Source organism: Pseudescherichia sp. L3, from assembly GCF_024656065.1.
Classification (GTDB): Bacteria; Pseudomonadota; Gammaproteobacteria; order Enterobacterales; family Enterobacteriaceae; genus Pseudescherichia.
Genome location: NZ_JANKYC010000004.1, coordinates 313,640 through 335,275 on the forward strand (window position 1 = coordinate 313,640; position 21,636 = coordinate 335,275).

Here is a 21,636-nt window from a genome sequence, read left to right on the forward strand (position 1 = left end):
AGTTGGGCATTGTCGCTCTTTGTGCTAAACTGGCCCGCCGGTTGTATAGTACAATTCGGTTGGATTAGTAACTAGGCGAGATTATACGATGATCAAACAAAGGACACTTAAACGTATCGTTCAGGCGACTGGCGTCGGTTTACATACCGGCAAGAAAGTCACCCTGACGCTGCGACCTGCGTCGGCCAACACCGGGGTCATCTATCGTCGCACTGACTTGAATCCACCGGTAGATTTTCCGGCAGATGCCAAATCTGTGCGTGATACCATGCTCTGTACCTGTCTGGTCAACGAGCATGACGTGCGGATTTCTACCGTAGAGCACCTTAACGCCGCGCTGGCGGGTCTGGGTATCGACAACATCATGATTGAAGTTGACGCCCCCGAGATCCCAATCATGGACGGTAGTGCAGCCCCGTTCGTTTACCTGCTGCTTGATGCCGGTATCGAAGAGCTGAACTGTGCGAAGAAATTTGTTCGCATCAAAGAGACCGTGCGTGTCGAAGACGGCGATAAATGGGCTGAATTCAAGCCGTACAATGGTTTTTCGTTGGACTTTACCATCGATTTTAACCATCCGGCGATTGATGCCAGCAACCAGCGCTACGCGATGAACTTCTCTGCCGACGCATTTATGCGCCAGATTAGCCGCGCGCGTACCTTCGGCTTTATGCGTGATATCGAGTACCTGCAGTCCCGTGGCCTGTGCCTGGGTGGCAGCTTCGATTGTGCCATCGTAGTCGATGACTATCGCGTGCTAAACGAAGACGGCCTGCGTTTTGAAGACGAGTTTGTGCGTCACAAAATGCTGGATGCGATTGGTGACCTGTTCATGTGTGGTCACAACATTATCGGGGCATTTACCGCTTATAAATCCGGTCATGCGCTGAATAATAAGCTGCTGCAGGCGGTTCTGGCTAAACAGGAAGCCTGGGAGTACGCGACGTTCCAGGACGACGCTGAACTGCCTCTGGCATTCAAAGCACCGTCAACGGTACTGGCATAATCCTCCAGACCGTTTAGTAAAAATTCGACTGGTTAACCTGGCACTCTCTCCGGTCAGGGGCGCCAGTCGTTTTTGTTTCCAGGTTTCGCGCTTCTCTTCTTTTCTTCTGACGCATAAACACAGACTTAAAATAGCGCCAAAAGCGGTGCGTTCGCTGTTTTCTTAAGCATTTTCACCCGGCTATGCCCCTCATTGTTACTGCCGTGTAGCGCCTTTAATGGTAATATTTGGTCGCAAAATAACGGATGTTGATGTGAACCGGGTCGGTTTAACCCATTAATGGTGGAGCAAGTGAGCGGATTACTGACGCGCTGGCGACAATTTGGCAGACGCTACTTCTGGCCGCATCTCTTTTTAGGGATGGTCGCGGCGAGTCTTGGCCTGCCCGCGCCCGGTACGCAGGAGCGCCCCACCCAGCCTGAGAAGGCAACCGCCAGCAACCATAACCGCACCAGCCCGGTCAATTTCACCAGCCTTGCGCTGCTCGAAGCCAGCCGCCGTCCGACCTTTACCGTCGACTACTGGCATCAGCATGCTATTCGCACCGTTATTCGTCACCTCTCCTTTGCAATGGCGCCCCAGGCGCTGTCGGTTGCCGAAGAGCCGCTGCCCGTCCAGGCACACCATTTAGCGCTGCTGGATACGCTTAATGCCCTGCTGACCCAGGAGGGCAAACCGCCGGTTATTGTCCGGCACAAGCCTGTCTCTACTCCCGAACCGCACGCTGCGTTTACCGTCGCCAGCTGGCTCGCGCAGGTGCAGGGGATCCGCGCCGGACCTCAACGCCTCAGCTAAATTAACCGCTTTAACACCTTAATTTATCTGCCCATTTTGGGGCGTTTGAGAATTTATTATGCTTATTAAACTGTTAACAAAAGTATTTGGTAGCCGTAACGATCGTACCCTGCGCCGGATGCGCAAAGCTGTCACTCTCATCAACAGCATGGAACCGGCCATGGAGAAGCTCAGCGATGATGAGCTGAAAGCCAAAACCGCCGAGTTCCGCGCCCGTCTGGAAAAAGGCGAGACCGTCGAGAGCCTGATCCCGGAAGCGTTCGCCGTAGTGCGTGAAGCGAGCAAGCGCGTGTTCGGCATGCGTCACTTTGACGTCCAGCTGCTGGGCGGGATGGTGCTTAACGATCGCTGTATCGCCGAGATGCGTACCGGTGAAGGTAAAACCCTGACCGCAACCCTGCCGGCCTACCTGAACGCGCTTAGCGGTAAAGGCGTGCACGTGGTCACCGTCAACGACTACCTCGCCCAGCGTGACGCCGAAAATAACCGTCCGCTGTTCGAGTTCCTTGGCATGAGCGTGGGTATCAACATGTCCGGCCTGCCTGCGCCAGCCAAACGTGAAGCCTATGCTGCCGATATCACCTACGGCACCAACAACGAATATGGCTTTGACTACCTGCGTGACAACATGGCGTTCAGCCCGGAAGAGCGCGTTCAGCGTAAGCTGCACTATGCGCTGGTGGATGAGGTCGACTCCATTCTGATCGACGAAGCGCGTACGCCGCTGATCATCTCCGGCCCGGCGGAAGACAGCTCCGACATGTACAAGCGCGTCAACAAAATCATCCCTAACCTGATCCGTCAGGAGAAAGAGGACTCTGACACCTTCCAGGGTGAAGGCCACTTCTCCGTGGATGAGAAAGCGCGTCAGGTGAACCTGACCGAGCGCGGGCTGGTGCTGATTGAAGAGCTGCTGGTGCGAGAAGGCATCATGGACGAGGGTGAGTCGCTCTACTCCCCAAACAATATCATGCTGATGCACCACGTCACCGCTGCACTGCGCGCCCACGTACTCTTTACCCGCGACGTGGACTACATCGTGAAAGACGGCGAGGTGATCATCGTTGATGAGCACACCGGCCGTACTATGCAGGGCCGCCGCTGGTCCGATGGTCTGCACCAGGCCGTTGAGGCCAAAGAGGGCGTGGAGATCCAGAACGAAAACCAGACGCTGGCCTCCATCACCTTCCAGAACTACTTCCGTCTGTATGAGAAGCTGGCAGGTATGACCGGTACCGCTGATACCGAAGCGTTTGAGTTCAGCTCTATCTACAAGCTGGACACCGTGGTGGTGCCGACCAACCGTCCGATGATCCGTAAAGATCTGCCGGACCTGGTCTACATGACCGAAGCGGAAAAAATTCAGGCTATTATCGAAGATATCAAAGAGCGTACCGCTAACGGCCAGCCGGTGCTGGTGGGGACCATCTCCATCGAGAAATCCGAGGTGGTCTCTAACGAGCTGACCAAAGCGGGTATCAAGCACAACGTTCTGAACGCCAAGTTCCACGCCAACGAAGCGGCAATTGTTGCCCAGGCGGGCTACCCGGCAGCGGTGACCATCGCCACCAACATGGCCGGTCGTGGTACCGATATTATGCTCGGCGGCAGCTGGCAGGCAGAGGTTGCCGCCCTGCCGGAGCCAACCGCAGAGCAGATCGCGCAGATCAAAGCAGACTGGCAGGTGCGTCATGATGCAGTGCTGGCCTCTGGCGGTCTGCACATCATCGGTACCGAGCGCCATGAATCCCGCCGTATCGATAACCAGCTGCGCGGCCGTTCCGGTCGTCAGGGTGATGCGGGCTCCTCTCGCTTCTACCTGTCAATGGAAGATGCCCTGATGCGTATCTTCGCCTCCGACCGCGTCTCCAACATGATGCGTAAGCTGGGGATGAAGCCGGGCGAAGCGATCGAGCACCCGTGGGTGACCAAGGCCATCGCCAACGCCCAGCGTAAGGTTGAGAGCCGCAACTTCGACATTCGTAAACAGCTGCTGGAATATGATGACGTGGCCAACGACCAGCGCCGCGCGATCTACACCCAACGTAACGAACTGCTGGACGTGAGCGACGTGAGCGAAACCATCGCCAGCATCCGCGAAGATGTCTTCAAGGCGACCATCGACGGGCACATTCCGCCGCAGTCGCTGGAGGAGATGTGGGACATCCCTGGCCTGCAGGAGCGTCTGAAGAACGATTTCGATCTCGACCTGCCGATTGCCGAGTGGCTGGACAAAGAGCCGGATCTGCATGAAGAGACGCTGCGCGAACGTATTATGCAGAGCGCCGTAGAGGTGTATCAGCGTAAAGAAGAGGTGGTGGGTGTCGAGATGATGCGCCACTTCGAAAAAGGCGTCATGCTGCAAACGCTCGACTCCCTGTGGAAAGAGCACCTGGCGGCGATGGACTACCTGCGTCAGGGTATCCACCTGCGTGGCTATGCGCAGAAAGATCCTAAGCAGGAGTACAAGCGCGAGTCCTTCGCGATGTTCGCCGCTATGCTTGAGTCGCTGAAGTACGAAGTGATCAGCACCCTGTCGAAAGTACAGGTGCGGATGCCGGAAGAGGTAGAGGAGATGGAGCAGCAGCGTCGTGAGGAGTCAGAGCGCCTGGCCCAGATGCAGCAGCTTAGCCATCAGTCCGACGACGCGCAGGCCGCCGCCGATCTGGCCGAGCAATCCGGCGAGCGTAAAGTGGGCCGTAACGACCCATGCCCATGCGGCTCCGGCAAAAAGTACAAACAGTGCCACGGCCGTCTGAGCTAAACGCAACACAATAAAAAACAAAGGCGCAGATTCTGCGCCTTTTTTATGGAGTCTACCTGATGAAAGTATTGAATATCGCCGCCGGGATCATTCGCAATCCGCAGGGCGAAATCTTTATTACCCAGCGTGCCGCCGACGCGCACATGGCCAATAAGAAAGAGTTTCCCGGCGGCAAGATTGAGGCTGGCGAAACCCCGGAGCAGGCGCTGGCGCGCGAGCTGGACGAGGAGGTGGGCATAACCGTCACCTCCGCGCAGCTGTTTGAGAAGCTGGATTATCAGTATCCAGAGCTGCACATCACCCTGTGGTTCTACCTGGTCGAGGGCTGGGAAGGGGAGCCGTGGGGCAAAGAGGGTCAGCCGGGAGAGTGGCTAACGCCGCAGGCGCTGAACGCGGACGATTTTCCACCCGCGAACCAGCCGATTGTCGCCCGCTTACGCGGCGAGTAAGTTTTAGTCCAGTTTGTAGGCCTGCTAAGCGAAGCGCCAGCAGGCGTTATTTCGGCGGATGGGTAGCGGTTACTGTTTCTCTTCGCTCCAGCCATCGCTGTCGGAGAGATCGCCCTCGCTGGGGATACGCTTCTCTTCTGCGGCCCACTCACCTAAATCAATAAGCTGGCAGCGCTTAGAGCAGAACGGGCGAAACGGGCTGGTCTCGTTCCAGATCACTTTCCGGCCGCAGGTGGGGCAGTTTACAACGGTTTCTTCAGACATCATTGCTCCTTAGCAGCAGGCCAGACCAAAATCGAGACGCTCGGGCACGTGGCCATTTTCGCTGTCCAGCGGCATAAAGCGGATAGCAAAGCGGCTCTTGTGCCCGGAGATTTGCGGATAGAGCTGGTCAGCAAGCGTTAGCTCCAGACGCAGCAGATCGGCATCGTCGCCGTTATCCTGGTAAAAGCCGTTCAGGCTGGTCTGCTTGCGGAAGGGGGCAGAGTTGCGGATCAGGTCGAGGATCAGCGTCAGCGTCTGGGTCAGCGGCTGGAGGCTGTCCAGCCAGACGGCAACCTGCTCATCACGCTGGGACTGAGGCGCATAGAGCCACAGGTGCAGCGTCGGCAGATCGAAACTGCAGCAGCCGCCGGGAATAGAGAGACGCTGGCGCACCAGGCCAATCAGCCGCTCTTCACGCAGCAGTTGCCCAACACGCGGAGCGGCCATCAGCGTACTGCTGCTCTGCTTAAGCTGGTCGCGTACCGCATCAATGCGGCTCTGATCGACGCCAGGCACTTCTACCCACGCTTTCAGCTTACGCTGCTGGCGCTCAAGCTCTTTCAGCAGCTCGGTGCGGATATCGCCGCGTTCGAACACATCAAGCAGGTCTCCGGCGTTACGAAAAAAGTGTAAGGCGTCAGCGTGATCGCTGACAGGGAGCCGGGCTTTGAGCTGCTGGAGCAAAAATTCAATGCGCAGCCAGGTGCGCATCTTTTCATTGAGCGGGTGTTCAAAAAGGACGTGGGTGTGCATTACGGTTTTTCCTGTGATACGACCTGGGAAGCGTAGCGTAGGTACGCCTCATGCAGGCGGGCAACATCCGATGCAACGGCATCTGGTGCGCCATTATTGTCAATAACGTCATCCGCGACGGCAAGACGGGCTTCTCGCGTGGCCTGAGCGGCAAGAATATGCTCGGCATGCTCACGCGTAACGCCATCGCGCGCCATCGTGCGGGAAATTTGTGTCTCCGGGGAGACGTCGACCACCAGAACCCGATCGGCTTTGGTGTGCAGCTGGTTCTCTACCAGCAGCGGTACCACCCACAGCACGTAGGGCGATGTCGCCTCAGCAATCTGCCGCTGGGTTTCTGCGTGGATCAGGGGGTGGAGGAGGGCATTAAGCCAGCGTTTGTCGTCTGGCGAGGCGAAGATGCGTTCACGCAGCAGGCGGCGGTTGAGCGTGCCATCCGGCTGGATCGTCTCTGGCCCAAAATGGGCCGCGATTGCGCGTAGGGCAGGAGCGCCAGGCTCTACCACCTGGCGGGCGATGACATCAGCATCAACGACGCTAACTCCATTTTTCAGGAATTCGTTGGCAATCGTACTTTTCCCGCTGCCTATTCCCCCGGTTAAGGCGACCGTATACCCCATAACGCAAAATCCCAGACTGCTCTGCCAGCTCACGAGCTCTTGATTTATTTTTTCACAAATCAAAAGGTTATAATTTGTACGGAAAACGAAACGTTCAATAATCCGGACTCTGCCCATTCGGCAGGTAAATTTATAGGATTGTAGCGTAAAAAAAGAGAATTTCGCAGTCTTGCGGACTCCTATTTAGTGCGTATGATAGCGTCACTGGAGTTGTGTGTTAGCTCGTATGCGTTAGTCGCCATTAACCCCAGGAATCCGTTCATGCGTATTGAAGAAGATCTGAAATTAGGCTTTAAAGACGTTCTTATCCGCCCTAAGCGCTCTACCCTCAAAAGTCGTTCTGATGTCCAGCTAGAACGTGAATATACCTTTAAGCACTCTGGCATGACCTGGTCTGGCGTTCCTGTTATGGCCGCGAACATGGATACTGTGGGAACCTTCGCGATGGCGAAAGCGCTGGCGTCGTTCGACATCCTGACAGCCGTGCACAAACACTACTCCGTTGAAGAGTGGAAAGCCTTTGTTAATGCAGAGTCCGTCGACGTGCTGAAACATGTGATGGTATCAACCGGTACCTCCGACGCTGATTTTGAAAAGACTAAACAGATCCTCGACGCCAGCCCGGCGCTGGGCTTTATCTGTATTGACGTGGCTAATGGTTACTCCGAGCACTTCGTGCAGTTCGTGACTAAAGCGCGTGCGGCATGGCCGAATAAAACCATCTGCGCCGGTAACGTAGTGACAGGCGAAATGTGTGAAGAGCTGATCCTCGCCGGGGCAGACATCGTCAAGGTCGGCATCGGCCCAGGCTCCGTCTGCACCACCCGTGTGAAAACCGGCGTCGGCTATCCGCAGCTCTCTGCGGTGATTGAGTGTGCCGATGCAGCCCACGGTCTCGGCGGCCAGATCGTCAGCGACGGCGGCTGTACCGTGCCGGGCGACGTGGCAAAAGCCTTTGGCGGCGGCGCAGACTTTGTGATGCTGGGCGGCATGCTGGCCGGTCATGAAGAGAGCGGTGGTACCGTCGTTGACGAGAACGGCGAGAAATTCATGCTCTTCTACGGCATGAGCTCCGAGTCAGCGATGAACCGTCACGTTGGCGGCGTTGCGGGCTACCGCGCTGCGGAAGGGAAAACCGTTAAGCTGGCCCTGCGCGGCCCGGTTGAGAATACCGCGCGTGATATCCTTGGCGGCCTGCGTTCAGCCTGCACCTATGTCGGGGCTTCCCGCCTGAAAGAGCTGACCAAGCGCACTACCTTTATTCGCGTCGCCGAGCAGGAAAACCGCGTTTTCAATAGCCTCTGATGCCTGTGCTGGCGCGGTTCGCTGCGCCAGCTTCTCTCCTGTCGTTATCCCACTCCACTCATCGCATCTCCCAGATGAAAAATCGGCAAATACATTGCGACGATCAGCGTTCCGATGATAACCCCGGTCACCACCAGCATCAGCGGCTCCAGCAGCGTGGCCAGGCTATCCGCCTGCTGCTGCGTCAGCTCGCTATGGTGACGAGCAAGGTTGTCGAGCATGGTATCGAGCGCTCCCGACGCCTCCCCGGTTTGCACCAGCTGAATGCACAGGGCGCTAAACTGCCCGCTGTTTTTTAGCGCTGCCCAGATGGGCGTTCCCTGCGCGATCTCCTGATGGATATGATGGATCGCTTCGCGCCAGTGGGGGCAGGTTAAGGTTGCCTCGACGCTCTCCACTCCCTGCAGGAAAGCAATACCCGCCCGCTGGGTGAGGGCCAACACGGTAAATATCTGGCTAAGTTTCTGGCCTCGCACCAGCCCACCGACAACCGGTATGCCCAGTAACAGCCGCTGCCGATAGCGGAGCCACGGCGGGTGCTTACGCAGGGCAAATCCGCTGGCGGCAAGCAGCAGAGCCGCCCCCAGCGTCCAGGGGCCAGCGCGGGTAATCAGCCCCGAGAGCGCCATGACGCCGCGGGTAAGTGCTGGCAGCGGCGTATTAAAGGTTTGGTAGATGGCGGCGAATTCGGGCAGCACCAGCAGGATCATCGCCAGCGTTACCGCTACGGCCAGGAGCAGAACGATCAGCGGGTAGCGCAGCGCCTTTTTTACCTTACCGGCCAGCGTTAGCTGAGTTTTCTGCTGGGCGGCAAGCTGGAAGCAGCACTCATCCAGCGCGCCGGTCAGCTCACCGGTATGGATCATGGCGATATAGATCGGTGGAAAGGCATCCGGCCAGCGGCGCATGGCCGCAGAGAGCGCGGTGCCCTGGGCCAGATCCTCCGCCAGGGTTTGCAGCAGCGCCTGCCACTGGCGTACCGGGTGCTGGCGGGAGAGCATCAGCAGCGCATCGGGCAGAGGCAGGCCCGCCTTGAGCAGCGTTGCCAGCTGATGAACAACCTCGCAGCGGTACGTCCCGCGCCAGGCTGCCGTTCGAACCGCGCTGCGCCTGAGGGCCAGAATAAAGATCTGCTCAGCCTGCAGCGCGTCGGCGACGGCCAGACGATCTGCCGCCCAGCGTGCCCCCTGGCAGCGCTGACCGCCCGCATCAAGGCCCCGCCAGTGCCAGAGCTGTTTAGCCTGCATGGGGCATCCCCAGCACCCGTAGCAGCTCCTCCAGGGTCGTTAATCCCTGCTCGACGGCAAGGCAGCCGTGTTCAAACAGGGTGAGCATACCCTCCTGGCGCGCCTCGTGCTCAATGCGCTCAGCAGGCTCGCCGCTGGCGATGGCCTGACGCAGGGCGCGGTTGACGCTCAGCACCTCAAAGAGGGCCACCCTCCCGCAGAAGCCGTGGTAGCACGCTTCGCAGCCGATGGCCTGCCAGTGGGGCAGGGCACGGGGCCACAGGCCTGGCGGCAGGGTAACCTCGTCCGAATGTTGGCGACGACAGTGCGGGCAGAGCTTACGCACCAGCCGCTGCGCCACCACCAGCGAGAGTGCGGAAGCGATCATCCAGCGCGCGACGCCCATCTGGGCGATCCTCACCAGCGCTTCGCTGGTCGAACTGGTGTGCAGGGTAGAGAGCACCAGATGGCCGGTCTGGGAGGCTTTAATAGCGATCTCCGCCGTTTCGCCATCGCGGATCTCGCCCACCATGATGATGTCTGGATCCTGGCGCAGCAGCGCCCGCAGCACGCTGTGGAAGTGCAGCCCCGCCCGGGGGTTAATCTGCGTCTGGTTTAGCCCTTCCAACGGGATCTCTACCGGATCCTCCACGCTGCAAATATTGACCTCGGGCAGGTTACGTGCCGCCAGCGCGCTGTAGAGCGTCACGGTTTTGCCGCTGCCCGTGGGCCCGGTGACCAGCATCAGCCCCTGCGGTCTGGCCAGCGCCGTCTGAAACTGAGCCAGCTGCTGCGGCTCCATGCCCAGCGCAGCGAGATCCAGCGGCTGATTCACCTGGTGCAGGAGGCGCAGGACGATCTTCTCCCCGTGGCGGCAGGGCAGCGTGGCGATACGAAACGAGATCGCCCTGCCGGAGATCGTAACCGTGAACTGTCCGTCCTGCGGCAGACGCCGCTCGGCGATGTCCAGACTGCCCAGTACCTTCAGGCGTGCCGTCAGCGTCTTTGCACTCTCCCGCGCCAGCGAGGGAAGCGTGTGGAGCACGCCGTCAATGCGTAACCGAATGCGGTAGTGCTCTTCCCCCGGCTCAAAATGGATGTCGGACGCCCGCTGCGCCAGCGCCTGCTGGAGCGTCTGGTTAAGCAGTTCAACCACGGAGGTGCTGCCCTCGCTGACGGCAGGCAAATGGCTTTGTGCAGCGAACGATGCGGAGATAGCCATGCTCCCTCCTTACTGATAGTCAAAGCGGAAAACGTCTTCGCAGGCCTGCTGGAACGTCGCGTCGTTTTGCACGTCGCAAGTCCGCTGCCAGCCGCTCACTCCGCTGCTGCTACTCCACTGGGGCACCAGCGTCACGCTCAGCCCGGTCAGGCTCTCCTGCCCGGTCAGCGTGACCGTGCCGTTCTCGACGCTCATCTCGGAAACGTAGCGCGTGGTGCCAGGAGAGGGGATACCGTTGCTGCCGCCGTCGCAGCTCTCCGTACCGCCGCGATCGAGCGCGCACAGCTCAATGGCGGTACGGTAGGGGATAAAGGTTTGCAGCATGTCGGTGAGGGCCGCTTTGCGCAGGTAATTCTGATAGGCGGGAATGCCGATGGCGCTGAGGATGGCAATAATACCGATAACTACCATCAGCTCGATTAAGGTAAAACCCTGCTGTTTTTCCAATGACTGTTTCATGATCTGCTCCCTGGTTGGTGTGGGGAGTGTGTCAGTCCAGGGAGAGTGTGACGAGGGAGCAAAGCGGCGTTCAGGAAGTCAGCTTCCCGAGTTTTTTACGCCGTTGCAGAGGTAAACAACGTTTTTGCGCGCAGGGACGCAATCCGTCGCCCCGGTTAGCGCAGCGCCACCGGGGCATTACCGGGACTAACGGAAACGCATCGAGAGATCGAGGGCGCGTACGTGCTTGGTCAGCGCGCCCACTGAGATATAGTCCACGCCGGTTTCAGCAAACTCGCGGATCGTATCAAAGGTGACGTTGCCGGAGACCTCCAGCCGTGCCTGCCCGTCGACGATCCGCACCGCCTCGCGCATCTGCTCGGTGGTGAAGTTATCCAGCATGATGATATCCGCCCCGGCCTTCAGCGCCTCTTCCAGCTCCGTGAGCGTCTCCACCTCTACCTCCACCGGCACGTCCGGGTGCAGCCAGAAGGCTTTCTCTACGGCCTGGCGCACCGAGCCGGAGGCGATAATGTGGTTCTCTTTGATCAGGAATGCATCGGAGAGGCCGAGGCGGTGGTTAGCCCCGCCGCCGCACAGCACCGCGTACTTCAGGGCGGTACGCAGGCCTGGCAAAGTTTTGCGGGTGTCCAGCAGCTGGGTTTTGGTGCCCACTAGCAGATCGACGTAGCGGCGGACCTCGCTCGCCACGCCGGAGAGCGTTTGTACAAAGTTCAGCGCCGTGCGTTCGCCGGTCAGCAGCACGCGAGATGTGCCGTCCAGTTCGAACAGCGGCTGGTTAGCGGTAACGCTCTCCCCGTCGGCAACGTGCCATTGGATCTGCACATCGTCGCCTGCCAGCTGAATAAAGACCTCTTCTACCCAGCGCTTACCGCAGAAGATGCCATCTTCACGGGTGATCACCACCGCGTGCGAGCGCGTATCTTCCGCCAGCAGCTGGGCGGTAATATCGTTGTTCGCATCCACCTCGCCGCCCAGGTCTTCACGCAGGGCCTGCGCCACGGCGGCGGGGATATCCAGATTTATACGTTCCAGCAGCGCTTCACGACGGCTATCGGGGTTGTAACGGCGAGGCGGCATGATAAAACTCCAAAAAGGGTAACGAATCAAAAGATTGAAACATGCTACTCTGAAGCGAGTATTAGAGCCATACTTGAGGAGATCCCGTATGCAGTTAAACGAGGGCTGGCTGGTCGGTGTGCGGCAGGTCCGCTCCCCGCATTATGACTGTCGCCCGGATGATGAGTGTCCCTCCCTGCTGGTTGTGCATAACATTAGCCTGCCCCCCGGTGAGTTTGGTGGGCCGTGGATCGACGCCCTGTTTACGGGCACGCTGGATGCCACCGCGCATCCCTTCTTTGCCGAGATTGCCCATCTGCGCGTCTCTGCGCACTGCCTGATCCGCCGCGACGGCGAAATTGTTCAGTATGTGCCTTTTGATAAGCGCGCCTGGCACGCGGGCGTCTCCCGCTATTGTGGGCGCGAGCGCTGTAACGATTTTTCCATCGGTATTGAGCTGGAAGGGACGGATACGCTGCCCTATACCGAAACGCAGTATCAACAGCTGGCGGCGATTACCCAGGCGCTGGTTGCGCTTTACCCCGCCATTGCTGACAATATGACCGGACACAGCAACATTGCGCCCGAGCGTAAAACCGACCCCGGCCCGGCCTTTGACTGGGCGAAGTTTCACGCTCTGGTTGCCCTCTCGTCAGATAAGGAGATGACATGACGCTATTCACGATGCTGCTGGTGTTGATCGCCGAGCGCCTTTTTAAGCTGGGTGAGCACTGGCATCTGGATCACCGCCTTGAGGTGCTGTTCCGTCGGATAAAGCGCTTCTCGATGCTGCGCACGCTGCTGTTGACCGCCGTGGCGATGCTGGTGACCTTTCTGCTGCTGCGTGCGCTCTACGGACTCTTTTTCAACGTGCCGCTGCTGGTGGTGTGGATTATGCTCGGCCTGCTCTGTATTGGTGCGGGTAAGGTGCGCCTGCACTATCACGCCTATCTGAAGGCGGCCTCGCGAGATGACAGCCACGCGCGGGATACTATGGCCAGCGAGCTGACGCTAATTCACGGCGTGCCGCCGGAGTGCGACGAGCGTGAGTACCTGCGCGAGCTGCAAAATGCCCTGCTGTGGATTAACTTTCGCTTCTACCTGGCACCGCTGTTCTGGTTTGTTGTTGGCGGCGTATGGGGGCCGGTGCTGCTGGTGGGCTACGCCTTCCTGCGCGCCTGGCAGTCGTGGCTGGCGCGATACATGACCCCGCACGCGCGGTTACAGTCCGGTATCGATGCTATTCTGCACCTGCTGGACTGGATCCCGGTGCGGCTGGTGGGCGTGGTCTACGCGCTCATTGGCCATGGTGAAAAAGCGCTGCCCGCCTGGTTTGCCTCGCTCACCGACTGGCGCACCTCGCAGTATCATGTCCTGACCCGGCTGGCCCAGTTTTCACTGGCGCGCGAGCCGCATCTCGATAAAGTCGAAACGCCAAAAGCTGCGGTATCGATGGCGAAGAAGACCTCCTTCGCCGTGGTGGTAGTGGTGGCGCTGCTGACTATTTACGGGACGTTGGTGTAGCTTTTAACGCCCGGCGGCGCTCGCTTGCCGGGCCTACAAAGCAACGTAGCACTATTAGCTATAAGGTATCCGCAGGCGGTACGCCAAAAATCGGCATGCCGTCTTTATCCCACTTAATTAGCTTCAGCCGCGTATGGCGGTTCGGATCGTAGAGCGGGTCGCCTTCAATCTCGGTGTAGTTACGCGCATGGTAAACCAGCACGTCTTCACCGTCCGCTGTACTGGTAAAGCTGTTGTGGCCCGGCCCGTACTGCCGGTTGTCGTAGCTGGTGGTAAACACCGGCTGCGGTGATTTATGCCAGTTTTCCGGCTGGCGTGGATCGGCAGCAATATCGATCCACAGCAGGCCCAGACAGTAGTTCTCATCGGTGGCGCTGGCGGAGTAGGTGACAAACAGCCTGTCACCATGAGTAATCACTGCCGGCCCCTCGTTGACCAGAAACCCCCGGCACTCCCACTCAAACTCCGGCTTGCTTAGCATCACCGGGTCGCCTTTCAGCGTCCACGGGTTCTCCAGCTCCGCCAGGTAGATGTTTGAGTTGCCTGCAATATCGGGGGCTTTCTGCGCCCACAGATACCACTGTTTGCCCTGGTGATTGAACGTCGTGGCATCCAGCGCAAAGGTATCAAACGGCGTCTGCACCTGCCCTTTCTCTGTCCAGCGCCCGGTTAAGGGATCGGCATCGGCACACTCCAGCGCAAACATGCGGTGCTGGAACATATTCAGCTCGTCGAGATCGTGCGTATGGGTTGCGGCAAAGTAGATGTACCACTTTCCGTCAATCTGATGCAGCTCCGGGGCCCAGATCAGCTGGCTCATCGGGCCGGTCTGCGGTTTACGCCATACCACCACCGGTTCGGCGTCGCGTAGCCCCTCCAGGGTAGCGGCGCGGCGGATCTCCAGCCGATCATACTCCGGCACGGAGGCGATAAAGTAGTACCCATCGCCGTGACGCAGAATAAACGGGTCGGCGCGCTGCTCAATAAAGGGGTTTGGCCAGTTTTGCATAGGACGCTCCTTATTTATTCTCTGCGGCTTTCAGTTCCTGATAGTCGCTCAGTTCACGGTAGTTGGTGCGACGCTTCTCCAGGTCCTCCTGGATCCGTGCCATCGTTTCGCGATCGACCTTCAGCAGCCGGACGACGCCCGCCGTAATCAGATAACCTACCCCCGGGATCACGGTGAACAGCAGGACGATACCGTTGATGGCATCAGGGCTTTGTGCCTTCGCACTGGCGTTATAACCATACCAGGAGAGCAGGAAGCCGACCATCGCGCCGGCAATGGCCAGCCCCAGCTTGAGGAAGAAGATGTTGCCCGAGAAGCTAATACCGGTAATGCGCTTACCGGTTTTCCACTCGCCGTAGTCGTCTACGTCGGCCATCAGGGACCAGTGCAGCGGGGAGGGGATCTGGTGCAGGATATTAAGCAGGAAGTAGAGCACCACGATAGTGGTAGTCGCCTTTGGATCGAAGAAGTAGAACGCGCAGGAGAAGATAGCCAGCGCGATGTTGGTCCAGAAAAATACCTTCAGCTTGCACCAGCGGTCGGTCAGCACTTTTGCGAGCATGCTGCCCAGCATCATACCCACCACGCCCAGGCTGATAAACAGGGTGGCAAAGTGGGTGCTCTGACCCATCACCCAGGTGACGTAGTACATGGTTGCCGCCATGCGGATAAAGCCCGGGCATACATTACACAGCGTCAGCAGCAAAATGCGCACCCACTGGTCGTTTTTCCAGACATCTTTCAGATCGTTTTTCAACTCATCGTTGGTTTGTACCGCCGGGCGAACGCGTTCCCGCACCGTTGCGAAGCAGAACAGGAACATGCAGGTGCCAATCAGCGCCAGCACGGTCATTGCCATCTGGTAGCCTTTGGCTTTGTTATCCCCACCAAACCAGTCGGCCATCGGCAGCAGCGTGAGCGACAGCAGCAGGGTCGCCACACCGACCATCACGAAGCGGTAGGACTGACACGCCACGCGCTCTTTCGGATCGTTGGTGATGACGCCACCCAGCGAGCAGTAGGGAATATTGATCGCCGTATAGGTCAGAGAGAGCAGGAAGTAGGTGACGAAGGCATAGATAACCTTGCTACTGTAGCTCCACTCTGGCGTGGTAAACATCAGGATGCTGAACAGCGCGTAGGGCAGGGCGATCCACAGCAGCCAGGGGCGGAAACGGCCATATTTACTGCGGGTACGGTCGGCCAGCGCCCCCATAATCGGGTCCGTTACCGCATCAATAACGCGGATAGAGAGCAGAAGTACCCCTACCAGCGCCGGTGCCAGACCAAATATGTCGGTATAGAAGTAGTTAACGAACAGCATGATAGCGCCGAAAATGATATTGCACCCGGCGTCGCCCATGCCGTAGCCGATCTTCTCTTTCACTGACAGCTTGTTATTGTCCATCGCGAAATCTCCCGTTGATATAGGAAGAGATTATTTGCTCGCTACGGAATTTTTGCGTTACAGGATAGGGGCGCAGAGATGGACAAAACGGCTACGAAAGTGAATTTGTGAAGCGTCTTACATTTCACATCTGCCCTGCCTCCCTGGATTTAGGGGGCAGGGCAGAGCGTGCGGTTAGTGTGCCTTAACCGGCTTTCCTGCTTTTTGCTGCTTGATGAAGTAACCTACGGCAAGGATGGCCACCCAGACTGGGATCAGCCAGACGGAGATCGCCATGCCAGGCGTGATCGCCATGATCACCAGTACCGCCGCCATAAACAGCAGGCAGATCCAGTTCCCCAGCGGGTAGAAGAGCGCCGGGAAGCGCGTCTTCACCCCCTGCTTGTCTTTGGCGCGGCGGAACTTCATGTGCGCCAGGCTGATCATCGCCCAGTTGATTACCAGCGCGGAGACCACCAGCGCCATTAGCAGGCCAAAGGCTTCGCCAGGCGCCAGGTAGTTAATCAGCACGCACAGCGCGGTAAAGAGGGCAGAGGTGAGAATGGTCGCCACCGGTACGCCACGCTTATCGACTTTCGCCAGCGCTTTCGGGGCGTTGCCCTGCTTCGCCAGGCCAAACAGCATCCGGCTGTTGCAGTAGACGCAGCTGTTATAGACCGACAGCGCGGCGGTTAAGACCACGATGTTGAGGGCGTTAGCCACAAAGGTATCTCCCAGTTCGTGGAAGATCAGCACAAACGGGCTGGTGTCGGCGGTTACGCGCGTCCACGGCAGCAGCGAGAGCAGCACCGCCAGCGAGCCGATGTAGAAGATCAGGATCCGGTAGATAACCTGGTTAGTGGCTTTTGGAATGCTCACTTCCGGGTTATCCGCTTCGGCGGCGGTGATCCCCACCAGCTCCAGGCCGCCGAAGGAGAACATGATGATCGCCATCATCATCACCAGCCCGGTAAAGCCGTGGGGCAGGAAGCCGCCCTGTTCCCAGAGGTTACGCACGGTGGCCTGCGGGCCCGCGCTATCGCTAAACAGCAGCCAGCCGCCGAAGAGGATCATGGCGACCACAGCAATAACTTTAATAATGGCGAACCAGAACTCCATCTCCCCGAACACTTTGACGTTGGTCAGGTTAATGGCGTTGATGATCACAAAGAAGGCCGCCGCTGATACCCAGGTGGGGATCTCCGGCCACCAGAACTGAATGTATTTCCCCACGGCCGTCAGCTCAGCCATTGCGACCAGCACGTAGAGCACCCAGTAGTTCCAGCCGGAGGCAAAGCCAGCAAACCCGCCCCAGTATTTGTAGGCGAAGTGGCTGAACGAGCCGGCGACCGGCTCTTCAACCACCATTTCACCCAGCTGACGCATAATTAAGAACGCGATAAAACCGGCGATGGCATAGCCGAGGATAATCCCCGGCCCTGCGGACTGAATAACGGATGCGCTGCCCAGAAACAGACCCGTCCCGATAGCACCACCCAGCGCAATTAGCTGAATATGGCGGTTTTTAAGACCGCGCTTCAGCGTTTCACCGTGCTGTTGATCTTCCATCATGAAACCTCATATGTGGTTATTTTTTGTACGCTGTTGTGTGCGTGTACGTATAAAATTCCATTTTTGTATTTTTTTATTTACGTAAGCAGGATCTGAAATATCGGCCCATCTCTTTCGTAAGGCTCAGAATAATGATAAGCGCGCGGGAATGCACCTGCTTTATGCAGGGCCAGAAGCGGGTTGGATGAAAAGCAAACATTTGTAAATTCGCACCGACTACCCCCAGCTACTACCCTATCGATTATTTAAAATAATTAAGCGCTTTATTTGATTTAATATGCAAAATAATGACAACTGAATCGGTTCAATTAGTAATTTTAAGGTTTCAATGAGGTTAAATCTGCCTCTTAAGGGGTAACGGTATCTTTTGTGCAAAGTTACATTCCTGAAACGTCATTTCTGTAATGTTGTTAAAATGTGCAGGGTTCCCTGATTTCAATCAAAACCTGTATGGACAGAAGGTGAATACTTTGTTACTTTAGCGCTAAGAACATGAAATTGGTAAGACCAATTTACTCCGGGCTAATGGCAGAGACAGGGAATAATGGCCTACAGCAAAATCCGCCAACCAAAACTATCCGATGTGATTGAGCAGCAACTGGAGTTCTTGATCCTTGAGGGGACACTGCGCCCCGGTGAAAAACTTCCACCTGAACGCGAGCTGGCTAAACAGTTCGACGTTTCCCGTCCTTCGCTCCGTGAGGCGATCCAACGTCTTGAAGCCAAGGGCCTGCTGCTTCGTCGCCAGGGCGGCGGTACGTTTGTCCAGAACAGCCTGTGGCAGAGCTTTAGCGACCCGCTGGTCGAACTGCTCTCCGATCATCCTGAATCCCAATTTGACCTGCTCGAGACGCGCCATGCGCTGGAAGGGATTGCCGCCTATTACGCGGCGCTACGCGGCACCGATGAAGATCGGGTGCGTATCCGCGAGCTGCACCACGCCATCGAGCTGGCGCAGACGTCAGGGGATCTTGATGCCGAGTCCAGCGCGGTGGTCCAGTATCAAATTGCTGTCACCGAAGCGGCACACAATGTCGTGCTGCTGCATCTGCTACGCTGCATGGAGCCGATGCTAGCCCAGAACGTTCGCCAGAATTTTGAATTGCTCTATGCCCGCAGGGAGATGCTCCCGCTGGTAAGCAAACATCGCACCAGTGTTTTTGAGGCGATTATTGCCAGGGAACCGGAGCAGGCGCGTGAAGCGTCGCACCGCCACCTGGCATTTATTGAGGAGATATTGCTGGATCGCAGCCGTGAGCAGAGCCGTCGGGAACGCTCAATGCGCAGGCTTCAGCAACGAAAGGACTAAGCGTGGTTCTTTAAACGCGCGGCAACTCACGCAGAACCTGTCTTATTGCATTTTTGGTTGCCCAAAATAATTCAGGTTGTATCGCGGCGGCAAGCAATCGAATCCCCAGGAGCATAGTGAACTATGTGACTGGGGTGAGGAGCGTAGCCAACAAAGATACGGCCTGAAGAATGAAGGGCAAAAAGTGCAATGGGACAGGTTCCAGACAATTAACGTAATCAGATAGATAAGGAATACCCCCATGTCAGAACGTCTCCAAAATGACGTGGATCCGATCGAAACTCGCGACTGGCAACAGGCGATCGAATCGGTCATCCGTGAAGAAGGTGTTGAGCGCGCTCAGTATCTAATTGAACAGATGCTTTCTGAAGCCCGCAAAGGCGGCGTGAAAGTAGCTGCAGGTGCAGGGGCTAACAACTACGTAAACACGATTGCCGTTGAAGACGAACCGGAATACCCGGGCAATCTGGATCTGGAACGCCGCATTCGTTCTGCAATCCGCTGGAACGCCATCATGACCGTGCTGCGCGCGTCCAAAAAAGATCTGGAGCTGGGCGGCCACATGGCTTCCTTCCAGTCTTCTGCAACCGTTTATGAAGTGTGCTTTAACCACTTCTTCCGCGCGCGCACCGAGAAAGACGGCGGCGACCTGGTGTACTTCCAGGGCCACATCTCTCCGGGCGTCTACGCACGTGCGTTCCTGGAAGGTCGTCTGACTGAAGAGCAGATGAACAACTTCCGTCAGGAAGTGCATGGCAACGGCCTCTCCTCTTACCCGCACCCGAAACTGATGCCGGAATTCTGGCAGTTCCCGACCGTATCTATGGGTCTGGGCCCGATCGGTGCCATCTACCAGGCTAAATTCCTGAAATATCTGGAACACCGTGGCCTGAAAGATACCTCTCAGCAGACCGTTTACGCCTTCCTGGGCGACGGCGAGATGGATGAGCCAGAATCCAAAGGCGCAATCACCATTGCGACCCGTGAGAAGCTGGACAACCTGTGCTTCATCATCAACTGTAACCTGCAGCGTCTGGATGGTCCGGTAACCGGCAACGGCAAGATCATCAACGAACTGGAAGGCATCTTCGCAGGTGCTGGCTGGAACGTGATCAAAGTGATGTGGGGCGGTCGTTGGGATGAGCTGCTGCGTAAAGATACCAGCGGTAAACTGATCCAGCTGATGAACGAAACCGTTGACGGTGACTACCAGACCTTCAAATCCCGCGATGGCGCTTACGTGCGCGAACACTTCTTCGGTAAATACCCGGAGACCGCAGCGCTGGTTGCCGACTGGACTGACGAGCAGATCTGGGCCCTGAACCGCGGTGGTCACGATCCGAAGAAAGTCTACGCTGCACTGAAAAAAGCGCAGGAAACCAAAGGTAAAGCGACTGTAATCCTGGCCCACACCGTTAAAGGTTACGGCATGGGTGATACCGCAGAAGGTAAAAACATCGCTCACCAGGTTAAGAAGATGAACATGGACGGCGTGCGCTATATCCGCGACCGTTTCAGCGTTCCAGTCACCGACGAGCAGGTGGAAAACCTCTCTTACATCACCTTCCCGGAAGGGTCTGAAGAGCATACCTACCTGCACGCCCAGCGTCAGAAGCTGAACGGCTACCTGCCGTCCCGCCAGCCTAAATTCAGCGAGAAGCTGGAGCTGCCTGCGCTGGAAGACTTCAAATCGCTGCTGGAAGAGCAGAACAAAGAGATCTCTACCACTATCGCTTTCGTTCGTGCCCTGAACGTGATGCTGAAGAACAAGTCGATCAAAGATCGTCTGGTTCCGATCATTGCTGACGAAGCGCGTACCTTCGGTATGGAAGGTCTGTTCCGTCAGATCGGTATCTACAGCCCGAACGGCCAGCAGTACACCCCGCAGGACCGTGAGCAGGTTGCCTACTACAAAGAAGACGAGAAAGGCCAGATCCTGCAGGAAGGCATCAACGAGCTGGGCGCAGGTTCTTCCTGGCTGGCTGCGGCGACCTCCTACAGCACCAACGATCTGCCGATGATCCCGTTCTACATCTACTACTCCATGTTTGGTTTCCAGCGTATCGGCGACCTGTGCTGGGCAGCAGGTGACCAGCAGGCGCGCGGCTTCCTGATCGGTGGTACTTCCGGTCGTACGACGCTGAACGGTGAAGGTCTGCAGCATGAAGATGGTCACAGCCACATTCAGTCGCTGACTATCCCGAACTGTATCTCCTACGATCCGTCCTATGCTTACGAAGTGGCAGTCATCATGCATGACGGTCTGCAGCGTATGTACGGCGAAGCGCAAGAGAACATTTACTACTACATCACCACGCTGAACGAAAACTACTACATGCCGGCTATGCCGCAGGGTGCAGAGGAAGGTATCCGTAAAGGTATCTACAAACTCGAAACCGTTGAAGGCGCGAAAGGTAAAGTTCAGCTGCTGGGCTCCGGTTCTATCCTGCGTCACGTCCGTGAAGCAGCGCAGATCCTGGCGAACGACTACGGTATTGGCTCTGATGTTTACAGCGTTACCTCCTTCACCGAGCTTGCTCGTGACGGTCAGGACTGTGAGCGTTGGAACATGCTGCACCCGATGGAAACCCCGCGCGTGCCGTACATCGCTCAGGTGATGAACGATGCACCGGCAGTGGCGTCCACTGACTATATGAAACTGTTCGCCGAGCAGGTTCGTACTTATGTACCGGCTGATGATTACCGCGTACTGGGTACCGACGGTTTCGGTCGCTCTGACAGCCGTGAAAACCTGCGTCACCACTTCGAAGTGGATGCATCTTACGTGGTGGTAGCAGCGCTGGGCGAACTGGCTAAACGTGGCGACATCGATAAGAAAGTGGTAGCGGAAGCTATCACCAAGTTCAATATCGATGCAGATAAAGTTAACCCGCGTCTGGCATAAGAGGTAAA

18 protein-coding genes and 1 pseudogene are annotated in these 21,636 nt (G+C 57.3%); 9 read left to right on the top strand and 10 right to left on the bottom strand.

Annotated features, from left to right (window positions below; genetic code table 11):
• Window positions 1–88 precede the first annotated feature (88 nt).
• From lpxC to mutT, 4 genes are all read left to right on the top strand, one after another.
• The gene (lpxC, locus tag NR795_RS18960; protein ID WP_144817648.1) at window positions 89–1,006 is read left to right on the top strand and encodes a UDP-3-O-acyl-N-acetylglucosamine deacetylase; all 918 of its coding nucleotides are present in this window, start codon (window positions 89–91) and stop codon (window positions 1,004–1,006) included.
• A 291-nt stretch (window positions 1,007–1,297) separates the two neighbouring features.
• Window positions 1,298–1,801 (top strand): secA translation cis-regulator SecM, encoded by a 504-nt coding sequence (gene secM, locus NR795_RS18965; protein ID WP_238083097.1) that lies wholly within the window; start codon window positions 1,298–1,300, stop codon window positions 1,799–1,801.
• A gap of 58 nt (window positions 1,802–1,859) precedes the next feature.
• Window positions 1,860–4,565: a preprotein translocase subunit SecA gene (gene secA / locus NR795_RS18970; protein WP_144817650.1), complete on the top strand. Its 2,706-nt coding sequence runs from the start codon at window positions 1,860–1,862 to the stop codon at window positions 4,563–4,565.
• 59 nt (window positions 4,566–4,624) lie between these two features.
• Window positions 4,625–5,014, top strand: a complete 390-nt coding sequence (gene mutT, locus NR795_RS18975) for an 8-oxo-dGTP diphosphatase MutT (protein ID WP_144817651.1) — start codon at window positions 4,625–4,627, stop codon at window positions 5,012–5,014.
• A gap of 69 nt (window positions 5,015–5,083) precedes the next feature.
• Here mutT and yacG read toward each other — a convergent pair whose 3' ends face one another.
• The 3 genes from yacG to coaE are packed head-to-tail and all read right to left on the bottom strand — an operon-like array spanning window position 5,084 to window position 6,651.
• Complete coding sequence (gene yacG, locus NR795_RS18980; RefSeq protein WP_222889600.1) at window positions 5,084–5,278, bottom strand: DNA gyrase inhibitor YacG; 195 nt, start codon at window positions 5,276–5,278, stop codon at window positions 5,084–5,086.
• A gap of 9 nt (window positions 5,279–5,287) precedes the next feature.
• A complete protein-coding gene (gene zapD / locus NR795_RS18985) occupies window positions 5,288–6,031 on the bottom strand; it encodes a cell division protein ZapD (RefSeq protein WP_144817653.1) in 744 nt (247 codons plus the stop codon).
• Window positions 6,031–6,651 (bottom strand): dephospho-CoA kinase, encoded by a 621-nt coding sequence (gene coaE, locus NR795_RS18990; protein WP_144817654.1) that lies wholly within the window; start codon window positions 6,649–6,651, stop codon window positions 6,031–6,033. The genes zapD and coaE overlap by 1 nt, the downstream gene beginning before the upstream one ends.
• Before the next feature lie 261 nt (window positions 6,652–6,912).
• On the opposite strand from coaE, the gene NR795_RS18995 reads away from it, so the two are divergent.
• Entirely contained in the window at window positions 6,913–7,956 is a 1,044-nt protein-coding gene (locus tag NR795_RS18995; protein WP_144817655.1) for a GMP reductase, read from the top strand.
• Between the two features lie 44 nt (window positions 7,957–8,000).
• On the opposite strand, the gene hofC is transcribed toward NR795_RS18995, so the two are convergent.
• The 4 genes and pseudogenes from hofC to nadC form a co-directional block, all read right to left on the bottom strand.
• Complete coding sequence (gene hofC, locus NR795_RS19000; RefSeq protein WP_257759039.1) at window positions 8,001–9,203, bottom strand: protein transport protein HofC; 1,203 nt, start codon at window positions 9,201–9,203, stop codon at window positions 8,001–8,003.
• Window positions 9,193–10,377: pseudogene (gene gspE / locus NR795_RS19005) on the bottom strand (type II secretion system protein GspE); the annotation flags it as partial. The gene hofC and the pseudogene gspE, both read right to left, overlap by 11 nt.
• A gap of 36 nt (window positions 10,378–10,413) precedes the next feature.
• Complete coding sequence (gene ppdD / locus NR795_RS19010) at window positions 10,414–10,851, bottom strand: prepilin peptidase-dependent pilin (RefSeq protein WP_257759092.1); 438 nt, start codon at window positions 10,849–10,851, stop codon at window positions 10,414–10,416.
• A 198-nt stretch (window positions 10,852–11,049) separates the two neighbouring features.
• Window positions 11,050–11,943 (bottom strand): carboxylating nicotinate-nucleotide diphosphorylase, encoded by an 894-nt coding sequence (gene nadC, locus NR795_RS19015; protein WP_257759042.1) that lies wholly within the window; start codon window positions 11,941–11,943, stop codon window positions 11,050–11,052.
• Between the two features lie 88 nt (window positions 11,944–12,031).
• On the opposite strand from nadC, the gene ampD reads away from it, so the two are divergent.
• Window positions 12,032–12,595, top strand: coding sequence for a 1,6-anhydro-N-acetylmuramyl-L-alanine amidase AmpD (gene ampD, locus NR795_RS19020; RefSeq protein ID WP_144817659.1), 564 nt, complete (start codon window positions 12,032–12,034; stop codon window positions 12,593–12,595).
• Window positions 12,592–13,446, top strand: coding sequence for a beta-lactamase regulator AmpE (gene ampE, locus NR795_RS19025; RefSeq protein ID WP_144817660.1), 855 nt, complete (start codon window positions 12,592–12,594; stop codon window positions 13,444–13,446). The genes ampD and ampE overlap by 4 nt, the downstream gene beginning before the upstream one ends.
• 58 nt (window positions 13,447–13,504) lie before the next feature.
• On the opposite strand, the gene NR795_RS19030 is transcribed toward ampE, so the two are convergent.
• The 3 genes from NR795_RS19030 to aroP all read right to left on the bottom strand — a co-directional run bounded on the left by NR795_RS19030 (window position 13,505) and on the right by aroP (window position 17,414).
• Window positions 13,505–14,455, bottom strand: coding sequence for a family 43 glycosylhydrolase (locus NR795_RS19030; protein WP_257759043.1), 951 nt, complete (start codon window positions 14,453–14,455; stop codon window positions 13,505–13,507).
• A gap of 10 nt (window positions 14,456–14,465) precedes the next feature.
• A complete protein-coding gene (locus NR795_RS19035) occupies window positions 14,466–15,863 on the bottom strand; it encodes a glycoside-pentoside-hexuronide (GPH):cation symporter (RefSeq protein ID WP_144817662.1) in 1,398 nt (465 codons plus the stop codon).
• 174 nt (window positions 15,864–16,037) lie between these two features.
• On the bottom strand, window positions 16,038–17,414 hold the full coding sequence (gene aroP / locus NR795_RS19040) for an aromatic amino acid transporter AroP (protein WP_144817663.1): 1,377 nt from the start codon (window positions 17,412–17,414) through the stop codon (window positions 16,038–16,040).
• 544 nt (window positions 17,415–17,958) lie between these two features.
• Here aroP and pdhR point away from each other — a divergent pair.
• A complete protein-coding gene (gene pdhR, locus NR795_RS19045; protein WP_042390535.1) occupies window positions 17,959–18,723 on the top strand; it encodes a pyruvate dehydrogenase complex transcriptional repressor PdhR in 765 nt (254 codons plus the stop codon).
• A 241-nt stretch (window positions 18,724–18,964) separates the two neighbouring features.
• A complete protein-coding gene (aceE, locus tag NR795_RS19050; RefSeq protein WP_257759044.1) occupies window positions 18,965–21,628 on the top strand; it encodes a pyruvate dehydrogenase (acetyl-transferring), homodimeric type in 2,664 nt (887 codons plus the stop codon).
• The last annotated feature ends 8 nt before the right edge of the window (window positions 21,629–21,636 follow it).